The sequence below is a fragment of the Bradyrhizobium sp. cf659 genome (assembly GCF_900113725.1).
In the GTDB taxonomy this organism is placed as follows: domain Bacteria; phylum Pseudomonadota; class Alphaproteobacteria; order Rhizobiales; family Xanthobacteraceae; genus Bradyrhizobium.
Genome location: NZ_FOQJ01000003.1, coordinates 325,920 through 338,608 on the forward strand (window position 1 = coordinate 325,920; position 12,689 = coordinate 338,608).

The 12,689-nt window shown below is 65.0% G+C and carries 17 protein-coding genes; 10 read left to right on the top strand and 7 right to left on the bottom strand.

From position 1 onward, the window contains the following. Positions 1-20: 20 nt before the first annotated feature. The 4 genes from BM118_RS15595 (at position 21) to BM118_RS15610 (ending at position 2,647) form a co-directional block, all read left to right on the top strand. A complete protein-coding gene (locus BM118_RS15595; protein WP_092186437.1) occupies positions 21-917 on the top strand; it encodes a cytochrome c oxidase subunit 3 in 897 nt (298 codons plus the stop codon). Between the two features lie 97 nt (positions 918-1,014). After that, positions 1,015-1,416 carry a DUF983 domain-containing protein gene (locus tag BM118_RS15600; RefSeq protein ID WP_092186438.1) on the top strand — a complete coding sequence of 134 codons (402 nt, stop codon included), beginning with the start codon at positions 1,015-1,017 and terminating at the stop codon, positions 1,414-1,416. Next, entirely contained in the window at positions 1,413-2,165 is a 753-nt protein-coding gene (locus tag BM118_RS15605; protein WP_092186439.1) for an SURF1 family protein, read from the top strand. Before BM118_RS15600 ends, BM118_RS15605 begins: the two co-directional genes overlap by 4 nt. 116 nt (positions 2,166-2,281) lie before the next feature. Continuing rightward, a complete protein-coding gene (locus BM118_RS15610) occupies positions 2,282-2,647 on the top strand; it encodes a nuclear transport factor 2 family protein (protein WP_092186440.1) in 366 nt (121 codons plus the stop codon). Positions 2,648-2,744: 97 nt separating this feature from the next. Here BM118_RS15610 and BM118_RS15615 read toward each other — a convergent pair whose 3' ends face one another. Beyond that, entirely contained in the window at positions 2,745-4,085 is a 1,341-nt protein-coding gene (locus tag BM118_RS15615) for a histidine kinase (RefSeq protein ID WP_092186441.1), read from the bottom strand. Positions 4,086-4,171: 86 nt separating this feature from the next. Here BM118_RS15615 and BM118_RS15620 point away from each other — a divergent pair, with 86 nt between their 5' ends. Beyond that, positions 4,172-4,816, top strand: a complete 645-nt coding sequence (locus tag BM118_RS15620; protein ID WP_092186442.1) for a response regulator transcription factor — start codon at positions 4,172-4,174, stop codon at positions 4,814-4,816. A gap of 154 nt (positions 4,817-4,970) precedes the next feature. On the opposite strand, the gene BM118_RS40455 is transcribed toward BM118_RS15620, so the two are convergent. Further along, the gene (locus BM118_RS40455; protein ID WP_143099472.1) at positions 4,971-5,309 is read right to left on the bottom strand and encodes a hypothetical protein; all 339 of its coding nucleotides are present in this window, start codon (positions 5,307-5,309) and stop codon (positions 4,971-4,973) included. A 57-nt stretch (positions 5,310-5,366) separates the two neighbouring features. Here BM118_RS40455 and thrC point away from each other — a divergent pair, with 57 nt between their 5' ends. From thrC to BM118_RS15645, 4 genes are all read left to right on the top strand, one after another. Beyond that, positions 5,367-6,785, top strand: coding sequence for a threonine synthase (gene thrC / locus BM118_RS15630; protein WP_177234348.1), 1,419 nt, complete (start codon positions 5,367-5,369; stop codon positions 6,783-6,785). Then, on the top strand, positions 6,782-8,071 hold the full coding sequence (locus tag BM118_RS15635; protein ID WP_092186445.1) for a M16 family metallopeptidase: 1,290 nt from the start codon (positions 6,782-6,784) through the stop codon (positions 8,069-8,071). Before thrC ends, BM118_RS15635 begins: the two co-directional genes overlap by 4 nt. A 39-nt stretch (positions 8,072-8,110) precedes the next feature. After that, the gene (locus BM118_RS15640; protein WP_092186446.1) at positions 8,111-8,698 is read left to right on the top strand and encodes a GNAT family N-acetyltransferase; all 588 of its coding nucleotides are present in this window, start codon (positions 8,111-8,113) and stop codon (positions 8,696-8,698) included. Between the two features lie 135 nt (positions 8,699-8,833). Further along, positions 8,834-9,493 carry a hypothetical protein gene (locus BM118_RS15645; protein WP_092186447.1) on the top strand — a complete coding sequence of 220 codons (660 nt, stop codon included), beginning with the start codon at positions 8,834-8,836 and terminating at the stop codon, positions 9,491-9,493. A gap of 237 nt (positions 9,494-9,730) precedes the next feature. Here the strand turns inward: BM118_RS15645 and BM118_RS15650 are convergent, their stop codons facing one another. The 5 genes from BM118_RS15650 to BM118_RS15670 form a co-directional block, all read right to left on the bottom strand. Continuing rightward, the gene (locus tag BM118_RS15650; protein ID WP_092186448.1) at positions 9,731-10,216 is read right to left on the bottom strand and encodes a F0F1 ATP synthase subunit B family protein; all 486 of its coding nucleotides are present in this window, start codon (positions 10,214-10,216) and stop codon (positions 9,731-9,733) included. 5 nt (positions 10,217-10,221) lie between these two features. Next, the gene (locus BM118_RS15655) at positions 10,222-10,785 is read right to left on the bottom strand and encodes a F0F1 ATP synthase subunit B (RefSeq protein WP_092186449.1); all 564 of its coding nucleotides are present in this window, start codon (positions 10,783-10,785) and stop codon (positions 10,222-10,224) included. A 60-nt stretch (positions 10,786-10,845) separates the two neighbouring features. Next, on the bottom strand, positions 10,846-11,076 hold the full coding sequence (locus BM118_RS15660) for a F0F1 ATP synthase subunit C (RefSeq protein ID WP_007599451.1): 231 nt from the start codon (positions 11,074-11,076) through the stop codon (positions 10,846-10,848). A 53-nt stretch (positions 11,077-11,129) separates the two neighbouring features. Then, on the bottom strand, positions 11,130-11,879 hold the full coding sequence (locus BM118_RS15665) for a F0F1 ATP synthase subunit A (protein WP_092186450.1): 750 nt from the start codon (positions 11,877-11,879) through the stop codon (positions 11,130-11,132). A 111-nt stretch (positions 11,880-11,990) separates the two neighbouring features. Beyond that, positions 11,991-12,365 carry an AtpZ/AtpI family protein gene (locus BM118_RS15670; protein WP_092186451.1) on the bottom strand — a complete coding sequence of 125 codons (375 nt, stop codon included), beginning with the start codon at positions 12,363-12,365 and terminating at the stop codon, positions 11,991-11,993. A gap of 75 nt (positions 12,366-12,440) precedes the next feature. Here BM118_RS15670 and BM118_RS41425 point away from each other — a divergent pair, with 75 nt between their 5' ends. Then, on the top strand, positions 12,441-12,683 hold the full coding sequence (locus tag BM118_RS41425; RefSeq protein WP_177234349.1) for a hypothetical protein: 243 nt from the start codon (positions 12,441-12,443) through the stop codon (positions 12,681-12,683). Positions 12,684-12,689 lie beyond the last annotated feature (6 nt).

Here is a 12,689-nt window from a genome sequence, read left to right on the forward strand (position 1 = left end):
ATTGAGGAGAGAGACCGCAAATGGCAACGGCGCACACCAAGCATCACGACTATCACTTGGTCGATCCCTCTCCCTGGCCGGCCGTCGGTTCGCTCTCGGCCTTCATCATGGCGGTCGGCGCGATCGCCTGGATGCATCACATGTTCTCCGCCGCGCCGATCGTGTTCGGCGTCGGCACCGTCGGCGTGCTCTACACCATGGCGAGCTGGTGGGGCGACGTGATCAAGGAAGCCCAGTACAAGGGCGACCACACCCGCGTCGTGCAGCTCCATCACCGCTACGGCATGATCCTGTTCATCGCCTCCGAGGTGATGTTCTTCGTTGCCTGGTTCTGGGCCTATTTCAACGCGGCGCTGTTCCCGGCCGACGCTGTCCACGCCACCCGCGATGCGGTGTTCGGCTGCGGCCTCGGCACCCAGGCCGGCGCCTGCGCAGTCCCCGGCACCTGGCCGCCCCACGGCATCGAGACCTTCGATCCCTGGCACCTGCCGCTCCTGAACACGCTGATCCTGCTCACGTCGGGCACCACGGTGACCTGGGCGCACCATGCGCTGCTCGAGAACGATCGCCAGGGCCTGAAATACGGCCTGATCCTCACCGTCGTGCTCGGCGCGCTCTTCACCTGCGTGCAGGCCTATGAGTACAGCCACGCGGCGTTCTCCTTCGCCGGCAACGTCTATGGCGCGACCTTCTTCATGGCGACCGGTTTCCACGGCTTCCACGTGCTGGTCGGCACCATCTTCCTGCTGGTCTGCCTGATCCGCGCCTATGCCGGCCACTTCACGCCGAAGCAGCATCTCGGCTTCGAGTTCGCCGCCTGGTACTGGCATTTCGTCGACGTGGTCTGGCTGTTCCTGTTCCTCTGCATCTATGTCTGGGGACACGGCGCCGAGACCATGGCCCACGGCGCGCACTGAGCAGCTTTGGATCGATCAGAAAGGGCGGCCGTACGGCCGCCCTTTCGCTTTTGGGCCGCCGGAGGTTTCGGCGGAAACTGTGATAGGGTCCGCCATCATGAACGACACCACCGGTCCATCCGAGCCCGCAACCACCGTCCTGCAAAGCGCGATGCGCGGCTTGGCCTGCAAATGTCCGCGCTGCGGCAAGGGCAAGCTCTATGCGGGCTTCCTGACGCTCGCACCTAGCTGCGACCGCTGCGGCCTCGACTACGCTTTCATCGACGCCGGCGATGGTCCGGCGATCTTCATCATCATGCTGGCCGGAGGGATCGTCGTCGCGTGCGCGCTGATCGTCGAGGTCAAATACCAGCCGCCATACTGGCTGCATGCGGTGCTGTGGCTGCCGCTGATCCTCGCCACCACGCTGCTGCCGCTGCGCGCGATGAAGTCGCTGCTGATCGCGCTGCAATTCCACCACAAGGCAGCTCCGGGCCGGCTGGTCGACCGCGCGAAATGAACGAGACTGCGCGCAAGCCCCGCGTGGCCGGCTTTGCGCTGTTCACGCTTCTCCTGACGGCCGCCTTCGTCGCTCTCGGCGTCTGGCAATTGCAGCGCCGGACCGCCAAGCACGAGCTGATCGCAGCACTCACCGAGCGTCTGGCGGCGGCACCCGTTGCGCTGCCGCCGCCCGCGCAATGGGCTGCGCTGAATCCCGCGCGCGACGAATTCCGCCGTGTCAGCTTCACCGCAGCCTACGCCGCCTCGCCCGATGCGATGGTCTATTCGTCCGGCTCGGCCGTGCGCAAGGACGCCTCCGGTCCCGGCACCTGGGCCTTCCTGCCGGCGCGGCTTCCGACTGGCGAAATGGTCGTGATCGATGCCGGCTTCGTCGAGAACACGATGCAGGATCGCAGCGTCGAGGATCGCGCGGTGAAGAAGCTCGTGACCGGGCAGCCGGTCGCGCTCACCGGCTATCTGCGCTTTCCCGAACCGCCGGGCTGGCTGACGCCGGCGGAGAACCGCGACAAGCGGCTCTGGTTCGTGCGCGATCATGCGGCGATCGCGCGCGCGCTCGGCTGGGGCGCGGTTGCGCCGTTCTACATCGATCTGGAACAGCCAGCGCCCGAGAATGGCATCCCGCGTCCGGGTCCGCTCGACGTGCATCTGAAGGACGATCACCTGCAATACGCCATCACCTGGTTCGCGCTCGCGGGCGCGGTGCTGATCGCATTCGGCGTCTGGGTGAGGGGACGCCGGCCGGGCTGAATTTTCCGTAGGTTCCCCGAAGGAACCCGGTATCACCCGGGGTTTACCATTCAGCGCACATTCACGAGTGTGGTCCTAAGCCGCATGCAAATTTTCGCGGCAGACAGGATTGCGGCGTGAGCGATTTCGATCAGATGGGAATTGTCGTCGATTGGGTGGATGCCTGCCGGAAGGGCGACCTCGCGACGCTGCTCGACCTCTATGCCGACGACGCCCAGGTCGAATGCACGTGCAACGGCACGCAGCGTTATCGCGGCCGAGGCGAGCTCGAAACCTACTGGGGGCCGCGGCTCAGCGCATTCTCGTCGGCCGGCTTCGGTCTCGAGGAGATCCATCCCGTGCCTGATGGCGTCGATCTCGAATATTCCATCGCAGGCTCGCTGCGCATTCACGCCTCGTTTCGCTTCAGTGCGCAAGGCAAGATCTACAGCACGCTGTGCGCGCCGGCGCGACAGAACGCGCATCACGGCTGCGCGTGCTAGAGCCATTTCCGTTCCGGCTGAATCGGAACGGGGCTGTGGATTCTCGTTTGACGCGTCTTCCCGACGCGAACCGGTATCCACGTCGCTCGAAAACGCGCTAGCTTTGTGCCGGCTCGTCTCGCGTCGTCTTCACGGGCAGACGGCAACGCACATAGGTTCTTTCATCCGCGCGCAGCAATGACAGCGATCCGCTGAGCGCGCGCACGCGCTCATGCATGCCGGTCAAGCCCCGGCCGAAGACGTTGCCTTCGGGAAATCCCCCGCCGTCGTCGGAGATCTCGATGGCGAGCGTCTCACCGGCGAGGATCGCCTGCACATGGGCATTGCGTGCTGCGGCATGGCGCAGCACGTTGGTCAGCGCCTCCTGGATTACGCGATAGACGGTCTGGGCCAGCGGCCCGTCGATCCCGTTGAGATCAGGATCGACCGTGTCGGTCAGGCCGATATGCGGGGCCTGCTTGCGAAAGTTCCGGAGCAGCGTCTGCACGCTGGCCTCCAGCCCCAATTCCTCGATATAGAGCGGCCGCAGCCGGTCGAGGATGCGGCGGTTGGTCTGCTGAAGCGCCTCGACCGATTGCAGCACCTCCTGCGCCGAATTGCCAAGATGTCCCACCGGCGGCGAAGCCTCGATCAGTGCGATCGTGCCGGCGCGGATGCTGAACAGCAGCGGGCCGAGCTCGTCATGCAGTTCGCGGGCGAGATCGCGCCGCTCGTCGTCCTGTAGCGAGACCAGGCGGTGCAACAGGTCGCGATTGTCCTGGCTCAATTGCGCGAGCGTTGCAGCCAGCGCATTGGCCTCCTCGCAGCTTTGCCGGATTTCCGGCGGTCCGCCGACCGGGATCGGCACGGTGTAGTCGCCGCGCCGCATCCGCGTGAGCCCTTCGCCGAGATATTGCAGCGGGCGCAGGGCCGATCCCGCGAAGACATAGGCGATGGTGCCGGTGATCGCCATCAGCACGACGACCAGGCTGGTCAACGCGAGGAAGCCGATCCATTTCTCGAACAGATCGGCCGACAGGTCCGGCAGGAAGACGAGATCGCCGACATGCTTGCCGTCGATCGTCACCGGAGATGTCGTGTCCATGTCCGGGACGGCGAGCAGATCGACGAACCATTGCGGCACGCCATGCGGCTTGCGCAGGCCGTCCATCGGGGAGGATGCGGGACCCGCTTGTACCGCACGGAATTGGATATCGGAGGAGGTGTCCAAAGAATGGACAAAGGCGTCGAGCGTCTGCCGCGGATTGTCCGAGGCGCGCAGGGTGTTGTTGAGCGCGACGGCAATCGCCCGGATCGAGCGCCGCCCCGGCTCGTTCTCATCGGCCAGTTGGCCCGCCGCGAAGGTCTGGAGCAGCACGCCGCCCATGATCAGCGCAGTGAGCAAGCTCACGCCGAGCGGAAGAAACAGTTGCGTTCTGAAGGAGAGCCGTTGCCACATTAGGTCAATTCTAACGTGTCCCGGCGGATTTCTCTCTTTCCATTTGTTCCCGCGGGTCTATGAGTCGAAAAACAAGAGAGCGCGTTATGCAAGATAATGCCAAGCCGGCGACCAGGGTTCTGATCGTCGACGACCATCCTGTGGTGCTGTCGGGTTGCCGCACCCTTTTCGCATCCGACCATTCGATCCGCATTGACGAGGCGACGGACGCCAAATCCGGCCATCGCGCCTATATCAGCAAGCGGCCCGACGTCACCGTGATCGACATCAGCCTGCCCGATGTCTCCGGCTTCGAGTTGATGCGGCGGATCCGCAAGGACGATCCCGACGCCAAGATCATCATGTTCAGCATGAACGACGATCCGGCCTTCGTGGTACGGGCGGTCGAACTGGGGGCGCAGGGCTATGTCTCCAAGGGCGATGATCCCAGGATCCTGCTGAAAGCCGTGCGCAAGGTGGTCGCGGGCGACAATTTCATCTCGCCGCAGCTCGCGGAGGCCGTGACGTTTTCCGGCGCCGCGATCAAGGCCAATCCGGCCTCGCAGATGACGCCGCGGGAGCTCGAGATTCTCCGCCTGCTCGGGCGCGGCGACAAGATCGTCGAGGTCGCCGAGGCGCTTGGGATCTCTTACAAGACGGTCGCCAACACCACCTCCCTGCTCAAGCAGAAATTGGGGGCCAAGAACCATTCCGACCTGATCCGGATCGCGGTGGAAATCGGCATGAACTGACGTCCCGCCAGCGACCGAACCGGCTGCTCCAGGATGCAGCGGTTCGGTCAACGGATCGGCGCCACCGCCGGCCGGGCAATGCGTGGCCGACGGCAGACGCTGTCCGCCGACACAATGGACTGCGCCTGCCTTCGTTCCTGTCGCAATCAAGAGATCAGGAAAAAAACGGCAACAGCCGATCCCGACGCCAGCTTGCGGACAGCATGCAGCGCTCATACGCGTCGGGAAAAATAGGAACATCCTTCCCGGGTTCGTCGTTTTCGCCCTTGACGATGCCGTGACAGGCAACGAAAGCTTGCGCGACCAGTTTCAGCGGGCAGGCGTCCCGGACGAGCCAGATCGGTCTGCACATATCAACGACAGACCTTCCAAGAGAGGGCTGCGGCATCGCCGCAGCCCTTTTCGTTGGAAGGGGTGCGGGCGGGAAGCGGTTTCCCGATGCCGCAAAACACTTTATGGTGGCCCAAAGCCTCTGGCTGTTAACCAGGAACATCGTGAAATCAAAGGCTTACGGATCGAGCTCCGGCTCGGCCGGCCTTTGGAGGGCAGTTTGACTCGTTATATCTCGACCCGGGGCGAGGCCCCCGAACTCGGCTTCTGTGACGTGATGCTGACCGGGCTTGCCCGCGACGGCGGCCTGTACGTGCCGGCCATCTGGCCGCAGCTCTCGGCTGACACGATCGCCGGCTTCTTCGGCCGTCCCTATTGGGAGGTCGCGGTCGACGTGATCCGTCCCTTCGCCGGCGGCGAGATCACGGACGCCGAGCTCGGTCGCATGGCCAACGAGGCCTACGCCACCTTCCGCCATCCCGCGGTGGTGCCGCTGCGCCAGATGTCGCCGCACCAGTTCGTGCTGGAGCTGTTCCACGGTCCGACGCTCGCCTTCAAGGACGTGGCGATGCAGCTGATCTCGCGGCTGATGGACCATGTGCTCGCCAAGCGCGGCCAGCGCACCACCATCGTGGTTGCGACCTCCGGCGACACCGGCGGCGCTGCGGTCGAAGCCTTCGCGGGGCTCGAGAACGTCGATCTCATCGTGCTGTTCCCGCACGGCCGCATCTCCGAGGTACAGCGGCGGATGATGACGACGACGGGCGCGGCCAACGTGCATGCGCTCGCCATCGAAGGCAATTTCGACGACTGTCAGGCGCTCGTGAAGGCGATGTTCAACAACCATCGCTTCCGCGATGCGACCTCGCTGTCCGGCGTCAACTCCATCAACTGGGCGCGTATCATCGCGCAGGTGGTCTATTACTTCACCTCCGCCGTCGCCGTCGGCGCGCCGGCGCGCGCGGTGGACTTCGTCGTGCCGACCGGCAATTTCGGCGACATCTTTGCCGGCTACGTCGCCAAGCGCATGGGCCTGCCGGTGCGCACCCTGCGCATCGCCGCCAACGTCAACGACATCCTCGCCCGTACGCTGAAGACCGGCATCTACGAGGTGCGCGAGGTGCACGCCACGGCGTCGCCGTCGATGGACATCCAGATCTCCTCGAATTTCGAGCGGCTGCTGTTCGAAGCCGGCCGGCGCGATGCGGCCGGTGTGCGCCGTTTCATGGAGTCGCTGAAGCAGTCGGGGCGCTTCGTGCTGCCCGATGCGACGCTGGCCGCGATCCGCGAGGAGTTCGACGCCGGGCGCGCCGACGAGACCGAAACCGCGGCCGCGATCCGCGCCGCCTGGCGCGAGGCGGGCGAGCTGGTCGATCCCCATACTGCGGTCGCGCTCGCAGTCGCCGACCGCGATACCACCGACACCACGGTGCCCAGCATCGTGCTCTCCACCGCGCATCCGGCCAAATTCCCCGACGCGGTCGAGGCGGCCTGCGGCCAGCGGCCGCAATTGCCGGCCTGGCTCGACGGCCTCATGACCAAATCCGAACACATGAAGGTGATGAAGAACGATCAGGGCGAGGTCGAGCGGTTCGTGCTGTCGGTCAGCCGCGCCGCAAAACAGGGAGTTGCCGGATGAGCGTCGAGATTTCCAAGCTTGCGTCCGGCCTCACCGTCGTCACCGACAAGATGCCCCATCTCGAGACTGCGGCGCTCGGGGTCTGGGCCGGCGTCGGCGGACGCGACGAGAAGCCCAACGAGCACGGCATCTCGCATCTGCTGGAGCACATGGCGTTCAAGGGCACGACGAAGCGCTCCTCGCGCGAGATCGTCGAGGAGATCGAGGCGGTCGGCGGCGACCTCAATGCCGGCACCTCGACCGAGACCACGTCGTATTATGCGCGGGTGCTGAAGGCCGACGTGCCGCTGGCGCTCGACGTGCTCGCCGACATCCTGGCCAATCCCGCCTTCGAGCCCGACGAGCTGGAGCGCGAGAAGAACGTCATCGTGCAGGAGATCGGTGCCGCGCAGGACACGCCCGACGACGTCGTGTTCGAGCATCTCAACGAGCTCTGCTATCCCGATCAGCCGATGGGCCGCTCGCTGCTCGGCACCGCCAAGACGCTGCGCGCCTTCAACCGCGACATGCTGCGCGGCTATCTGTCGACCCATTATCGCGGGCCCGACATGGTGGTGGCCGCCGCCGGCGCGGTCGATCACAAGCAGGTGGTCGCCGAGGCCGAGAAACGCTTTGCGAGTTTCGAGGGCACGCCGGGTCCGAAGCCGCAGACCGCCCAGTTCGGCAAGGGCGGCGCCAAGGTCGTGCATCGCGAGCTCGAGCAGGCGCATCTGACGCTGGCGCTGGAGGGCGTGCCGCAGAACGATCTGTCGCTGTTCTCGCTCCAGGTCTTCACCAACATCCTCGGCGGCGGAATGTCGTCGCGGCTGTTCCAGGAGGTGCGCGAGAAGCGCGGCCTCTGCTACTCGATCTACAGTTTCCACGCGCCCTATACTGATACCGGCTTCTTCGGCCTGTACACCGGTACCGATCCGGCCGACGCGCCGGAGATGATGGAGGTCGTGGTCGACATCATGAATGATTCGGTGGAGACCCTGACCGAGGCCGAGATTGCGCGGGCCAAGGCGCAGATGAAGGCGGGCCTCCTGATGGCGCTGGAGAGCTGCTCGTCCCGTGCCGAGCAGCTCGCCCGCCACGTGCTGGCCTATGGCCGGCCGCAGACGGTGCAGGAGCTGGTGGCCCGGATCGACGCCGTCAGCGTCGAATCGACCCGGGATGCGGCGCGTGCACTGCTTTCGCGCAGCCGGCCTGCGGTTGTCGCATTAGGCAGTGGCAGGGGTCTGGACACGGCGGTATCTTTTGCGGAAGGATTGACCCGGGCACGTGCCAAGGCGCGGCTGCATTAGGAGCCGCGCACGGGCTGACCCGCCCCGGGAAGCATCACCATGGCCCTCTTTCGCCTGCCATCCAGTGGACCCGCCGCCCTCGCGCCGCGCGGCAACGGGCTTTTGCTGCGCTCACCGCAGATGTCGGATTTCCTGCAGTGGGCTCACTTGCGCGAGTCCAGCCGCGACTATCTCACGCCCTGGGAGCCGATCTGGCCGTCGGACGACCTGACGCGCTCCGGCTTTCGCCGCCGCCTGCGTCGCTATTCCGAGGATATCGCCGCGGACCGCTCCTACCCCTTTTTGATCTTCCGTGAACTCGACGGCGCCATGGTCGGCGGCATCACGCTCGCCAATGTCCGGCGCGGCATCGTCCAGGCCGGCACCATCGGCTATTGGGTCGGCCAGCCCCATGCCCATCGCGGCTACATGACGGCTGCGCTGCGGGTGCTGCTGCCGACGCTGTTCGGCGAGCTCAACCTGCACCGGGTCGAGGCCGCCTGCATCCCCACCAATGCACCGTCGATCCGGGTGCTGGAGAAGTGCGGCTTCTCCCGGGAGGGTTTGGCGCGCCGCTATCTCTGCATCAACGGGGTCTGGCAGGACCATTTGCTGTTCGGCCTGCTGCACGAGGATTTCCGCGGCTGAGCCAGTCGGTTCGTACAGCCAAAGTCTCCGGTGTCCTGCCTTATTTGCTTGCCTTGGGTTCGCCGATTTTGGCGATATAACGCGGCGGGGAAGGCTGGCGATCGGCCGGGTTGTTGTCATGGAGTATGGGCGTTGATGGTGCACGAGCTTCGGTCAGCGCGAAATGCGTTGCGGCGGGGGACAGCGATCGCGCTGGCGTTGTCGGTTGCGTTCGCGTCCGCCTCGCCGGTGGCGGCCCAGTCGTTCAGCGACCGCTTCAAGAGCCTGTTCGGCGGCAAGTCCGACGAGGATCCGGCCCAGCCCAAGCCGGCGCCTGCGCCAGGCCAGCCTGCGGCCGACGACGATCTCGATTGCCCGCAGGTCACGGTGCGTGCCGGAGCCTCGACCTATGCGGTCGGTGCCACCGGCAAGCCGGCCGTCGGCAATGAGGTCCGCTTCCAGGCCACCATCACCAAGATGGCGCGTGAATGCGTCCGCAACGGCGGCGACATCACGGCCCGGATCGGCATCCAGGGCCGCGTCATCGCCGGTCCCGCCGGTGCGCCTGCCTCGGTCGATGTGCCCTTGCGCATCGCCGTGGTGCAGGGCGGCGTCGGCGAGAAGGTGATCGCCTCGAAGGCCTACCGGACCACGGTCGGGATGTCGGAAGGCGGCAGCGTGCCCTTCACCTTCGTCGCCGAGGATCTGTCCTATCCGGTCCCGTCAACGGCGACCGCCGATTCCTACATCTTCTATGTCGGCTTCGACCCGCAGGCGCTCTCGCCCGAGCCGAAGGCGCGCGGGAAGAAGAAGTAGGTGGCCGCCAACTTAGCTGTCATGCCCCGCCAACGGGTCTCGCCTTCGGCGAGCCCGATGACAGGCTCCGGCGGGGCATCCAGTACGGCGCGGCTTCTCCGTACCCCATTGCTGTCTCTGGAATACTGGATCACCCGCCTTCGCGGGTGATGACATCCAATTTGCGGGTACAGCGCCCGACAAACAAAAAAGCCGGCGCTCATCGCGCCGGCTTTTTGATTGATGAGAGCAAAGCCCTCAGTTCAGCTTCTGCCGAACCTCGCTGATGCTCTTGGCGAGCAGGTCGTCGGCGACCTGGCCCTTGACCGACTGCGACAGGATCGTGGAGGCGGCCTGGACGGCGGCTTCCGCGGCTGCGGCGCGGACATCGGCCAGCGCCTGGGCCTCGGCGAGCGCGATCTTGCTCTCCGCGGTCTTGGTCCTGCGGGCGACGAAGTCTTCCACCTTTGCCTTGGCCTCGGTCGCGATGCGCTCGGCTTCGACCTTGGCGTTGGCGATGATGTCGGCGGCCTCGCGCTCGGCCGAGGCGGTGCGCGCCTTGTAGTCGGCCAGCACCTTGGCGGCTTCCTGCTTGAGACGCGTCGCGTCGTCGAGCTCGGCCTTGATGCGGTCGGCGCGATGATCGAGCGCAACCATCGCCTTCTTGAAGACCCCGAGATAGCCGAACACGACCATCAGGATCACGAAGGCGATGGCGACCCAGGTTTCAGGATCGAAGAACATATCGACTAACCCTTCAAGGACGCATCAACGGCAGCGTTGACCGACGCCGCATCCGGAACCACGCCGGTGAGCTGCTGTACGATCTGGCCTGCCGCGTCGGCCGCGATGCCGCGGACGTTGCTCATGGCGCTCGCACGCGTCGAGGCGATGGTCTTTTCCGCCTCGGCGAGCTTGGCCGCCAGTTGCTCTTCCAGCGCCTTGCGCTCGGCGTCCGCCTGCGCATTTGCCTTGTCGCGGGATTCGTTGCCGATCGCCTGCGCTCGCGTGCGCGCCGAAGCGAGCTCGCTTTCATAGGCCTTCAGCGCCGCGTCGGACTGGTCCTTCAGCTTCTGCGCTTCGGCGAGATCGCCTTCGATCTTGTTCTGACGGGCCTCGATCGCACCGCCGACGCGCGGCAAAGCGAGCTTGGACACGATCACGTAAAGCACGACGAAGAAGATCGCGAGCGACACCAGCTGCGAAGCATAAGTGCTGCTCTCGAACGGCGGAAAGCCGCCACCGTGACCACCTTCGGCCCCGGTGTGGGCGCCCGCCGCCGGACTTTTCGCCCCGCCATGACTCTCAGCCATGGAGTTCTCCTGTTGCTGTCATGCGCGCCGCTTCGGTTGAAGCGGCGCGAAACGTCGTCCTCAGAGCGGAACGAACAGCAGCAGCAGTGCGATCAGCAGCGAGAAAATGCCGAGCGCTTCGGTCACGGCAAAGCCGAAGATCAGGTTGCCGAACTGGCCCTGAGCGGCCGACGGGTTGCGAACGGCCGCGGCGAGGTAGTTGCCGAAGATCACGCCGACGCCGACGCCCGCACCGCCCATGCCGATGCACGCGATGCCCGCGCCGATAAGTTTTGCTGCTGCCGGATCCATTTTAGACTCCTTGGAAGAAAGATTGGGTTTTGGGTGGAAATTCCCCGGACCGTTCAGTGTCCCGGATGAATGGCGTCGTTGAGGTAGATGCAGGTCAGGATCGCGAACACGTAGGCCTGGAGGAACGCGACCAGAATCTCGAGAGCGTACAGCGCAACCGTGAGCGCCAGCGGCAGCACGCCGCCGACCCAGCCGAGGGCGCCGAGCGAGAAGCCGAGCATGGCGACGAAGCCCGCGAACACCTTCAGCGCGATGTGGCCGGCCAGCATGTTTGCGAACAGACGGACGCTGTGGGAGACCGGCCGCAGGAAGAACGACAGGATCTCGATGAACATCACCAGCGGCAGGATGTAGCCGGGGACACCGTGGGGCACGAAGATCGAGAAGAATTTCAGGCCGTTCTTGGCAACGCCGTAGATCAGGACGGTGAAGAAGACCAGGAGCGCCAGGGCTGCCGTCACGATCAGATGGCTCGACACCGTGAAGGTGTAGGGAATGATGCCGATCAGGTTCGAGACGCAGATGAACATGAACAGCGAGAAGATCAGCGGGAAGAACTTCATGCCTTCCGAGCCGGCCGTCGAACGGATGGTCGAGGCGACGAACTCGTAGGAGATTTCGGCGACCGACTGGAGGCGCCCGGGAACCAGCTGCGTGCCGCTGGCAAGCATCAGGAGCGAGATGATCGCCACTGCCACCAGCATGTAGAGCGACGAATTGGTGAAGGCGATCGTGTGATTGCCGATATGGCCGATCGTGAAGAGAGGCTCGATGTTGAACTGGTGGATCGGATCGATTTTCATCAGCGCGGCATCTCTTGGTCTGCCGGGCAATGCCGGCGGGTCTCGGTCTGCCGGCCGGGCCGGCCCGTACCGGCGAGGCCGGTACGATCATTCCTCTCCTGTGCGGATCGCTTAAGAACCACCGCGCCTGTTCTGACCCGCGCCTGCCGTTCTCACCACATTCACCACGCCGGCCACGAAGCCGAGCAGCAGGAACACGATAAATCCGAAAGGCGACGTCGACAGCAAGCGGTCGAACCCCCAGCCAATCCCCGCTCCGACAACGACACCGGCGACCAACTCGGAGGATAGCCGGAAACCAAGCGCCATCGCCGAAGCTCTGGCCGCTCTGTCTTCGCCGTCACCTGCGGGTTGCTCGGTCTTGACGTGGCGGTCGCGAAACTCGGACAACCGCTGATCAAGATTTCCGAGCCGTTCGGAAAGCGCAGCTTCCTCGGGCGATCTATCGCGATCTCCATTCTCCCCGTGTCCCGTGCCCTGTGTCATGCAACGAAGACCCGAAACACCGCGGCTGAATGGAAATTACGCCCGCCACCCTCAAAAGCCGCGCGGACCATACTGATGGCCCATAATCAAGTCAAGCCAAGTCACGATTGCGTCGCTTTCCGTTATGTATCTGATTTATTTGATGATATCGGCCCGCACGGCAGCGCTGCACACAGCGTGACGCCGCACCGCAGCAGCTCTCCTCATGATCGGTGGATGCGGCCGCCATTTCGCCGTGCCGCCGGGATCAAACGGGCCGCCGGGATCGTTGATTCAGGGCGCGTGTTTTTGGCGGCGGATGGCCTCGCCGGGGTGTAGAATTGC

Excerpts from the sequence above, each read along its gene's own strand:
- BM118_RS15595 (WP_092186437.1), top strand. The coding sequence starts at position 21 with ATGGCAACGGCGCACACCAAGCATCACGACTATCACTTGGTCGATCCC.
- BM118_RS15600 (WP_092186438.1), top strand. The coding sequence starts at position 1,015 with ATGAACGACACCACCGGTCCATCCGAGCCCGCAACCACCGTCCTGCAA.
- BM118_RS15605 (WP_092186439.1), top strand. The coding sequence starts at position 1,413 with ATGAACGAGACTGCGCGCAAGCCCCGCGTGGCCGGCTTTGCGCTGTTC.
- BM118_RS15615 (WP_092186441.1), bottom strand. The coding sequence starts at position 4,085 with ATGTGGCAACGGCTCTCCTTCAGAACGCAACTGTTTCTTCCGCTCGGC.
- BM118_RS15620 (WP_092186442.1), top strand. The coding sequence starts at position 4,172 with ATGCAAGATAATGCCAAGCCGGCGACCAGGGTTCTGATCGTCGACGAC.
- BM118_RS40455 (WP_143099472.1), bottom strand. The coding sequence starts at position 5,309 with ATGTTCCTGGTTAACAGCCAGAGGCTTTGGGCCACCATAAAGTGTTTT.
- BM118_RS15635 (WP_092186445.1), top strand. The coding sequence starts at position 6,782 with ATGAGCGTCGAGATTTCCAAGCTTGCGTCCGGCCTCACCGTCGTCACC.
- BM118_RS15640 (WP_092186446.1), top strand. The coding sequence starts at position 8,111 with ATGGCCCTCTTTCGCCTGCCATCCAGTGGACCCGCCGCCCTCGCGCCG.
- BM118_RS15645 (WP_092186447.1), top strand. The coding sequence starts at position 8,834 with ATGGTGCACGAGCTTCGGTCAGCGCGAAATGCGTTGCGGCGGGGGACA.
- BM118_RS15650 (WP_092186448.1), bottom strand. The coding sequence starts at position 10,216 with ATGTTCTTCGATCCTGAAACCTGGGTCGCCATCGCCTTCGTGATCCTG.
- BM118_RS15655 (WP_092186449.1), bottom strand. The coding sequence starts at position 10,785 with ATGGCTGAGAGTCATGGCGGGGCGAAAAGTCCGGCGGCGGGCGCCCAC.
- BM118_RS15660 (WP_007599451.1), bottom strand. The coding sequence starts at position 11,076 with ATGGATCCGGCAGCAGCAAAACTTATCGGCGCGGGCATCGCGTGCATC.
- BM118_RS15665 (WP_092186450.1), bottom strand. The coding sequence starts at position 11,879 with ATGAAAATCGATCCGATCCACCAGTTCAACATCGAGCCTCTCTTCACG.
- BM118_RS15670 (WP_092186451.1), bottom strand. The coding sequence starts at position 12,365 with ATGACACAGGGCACGGGACACGGGGAGAATGGAGATCGCGATAGATCG.
- BM118_RS41425 (WP_177234349.1), top strand. The coding sequence starts at position 12,441 with ATGGCCCATAATCAAGTCAAGCCAAGTCACGATTGCGTCGCTTTCCGT.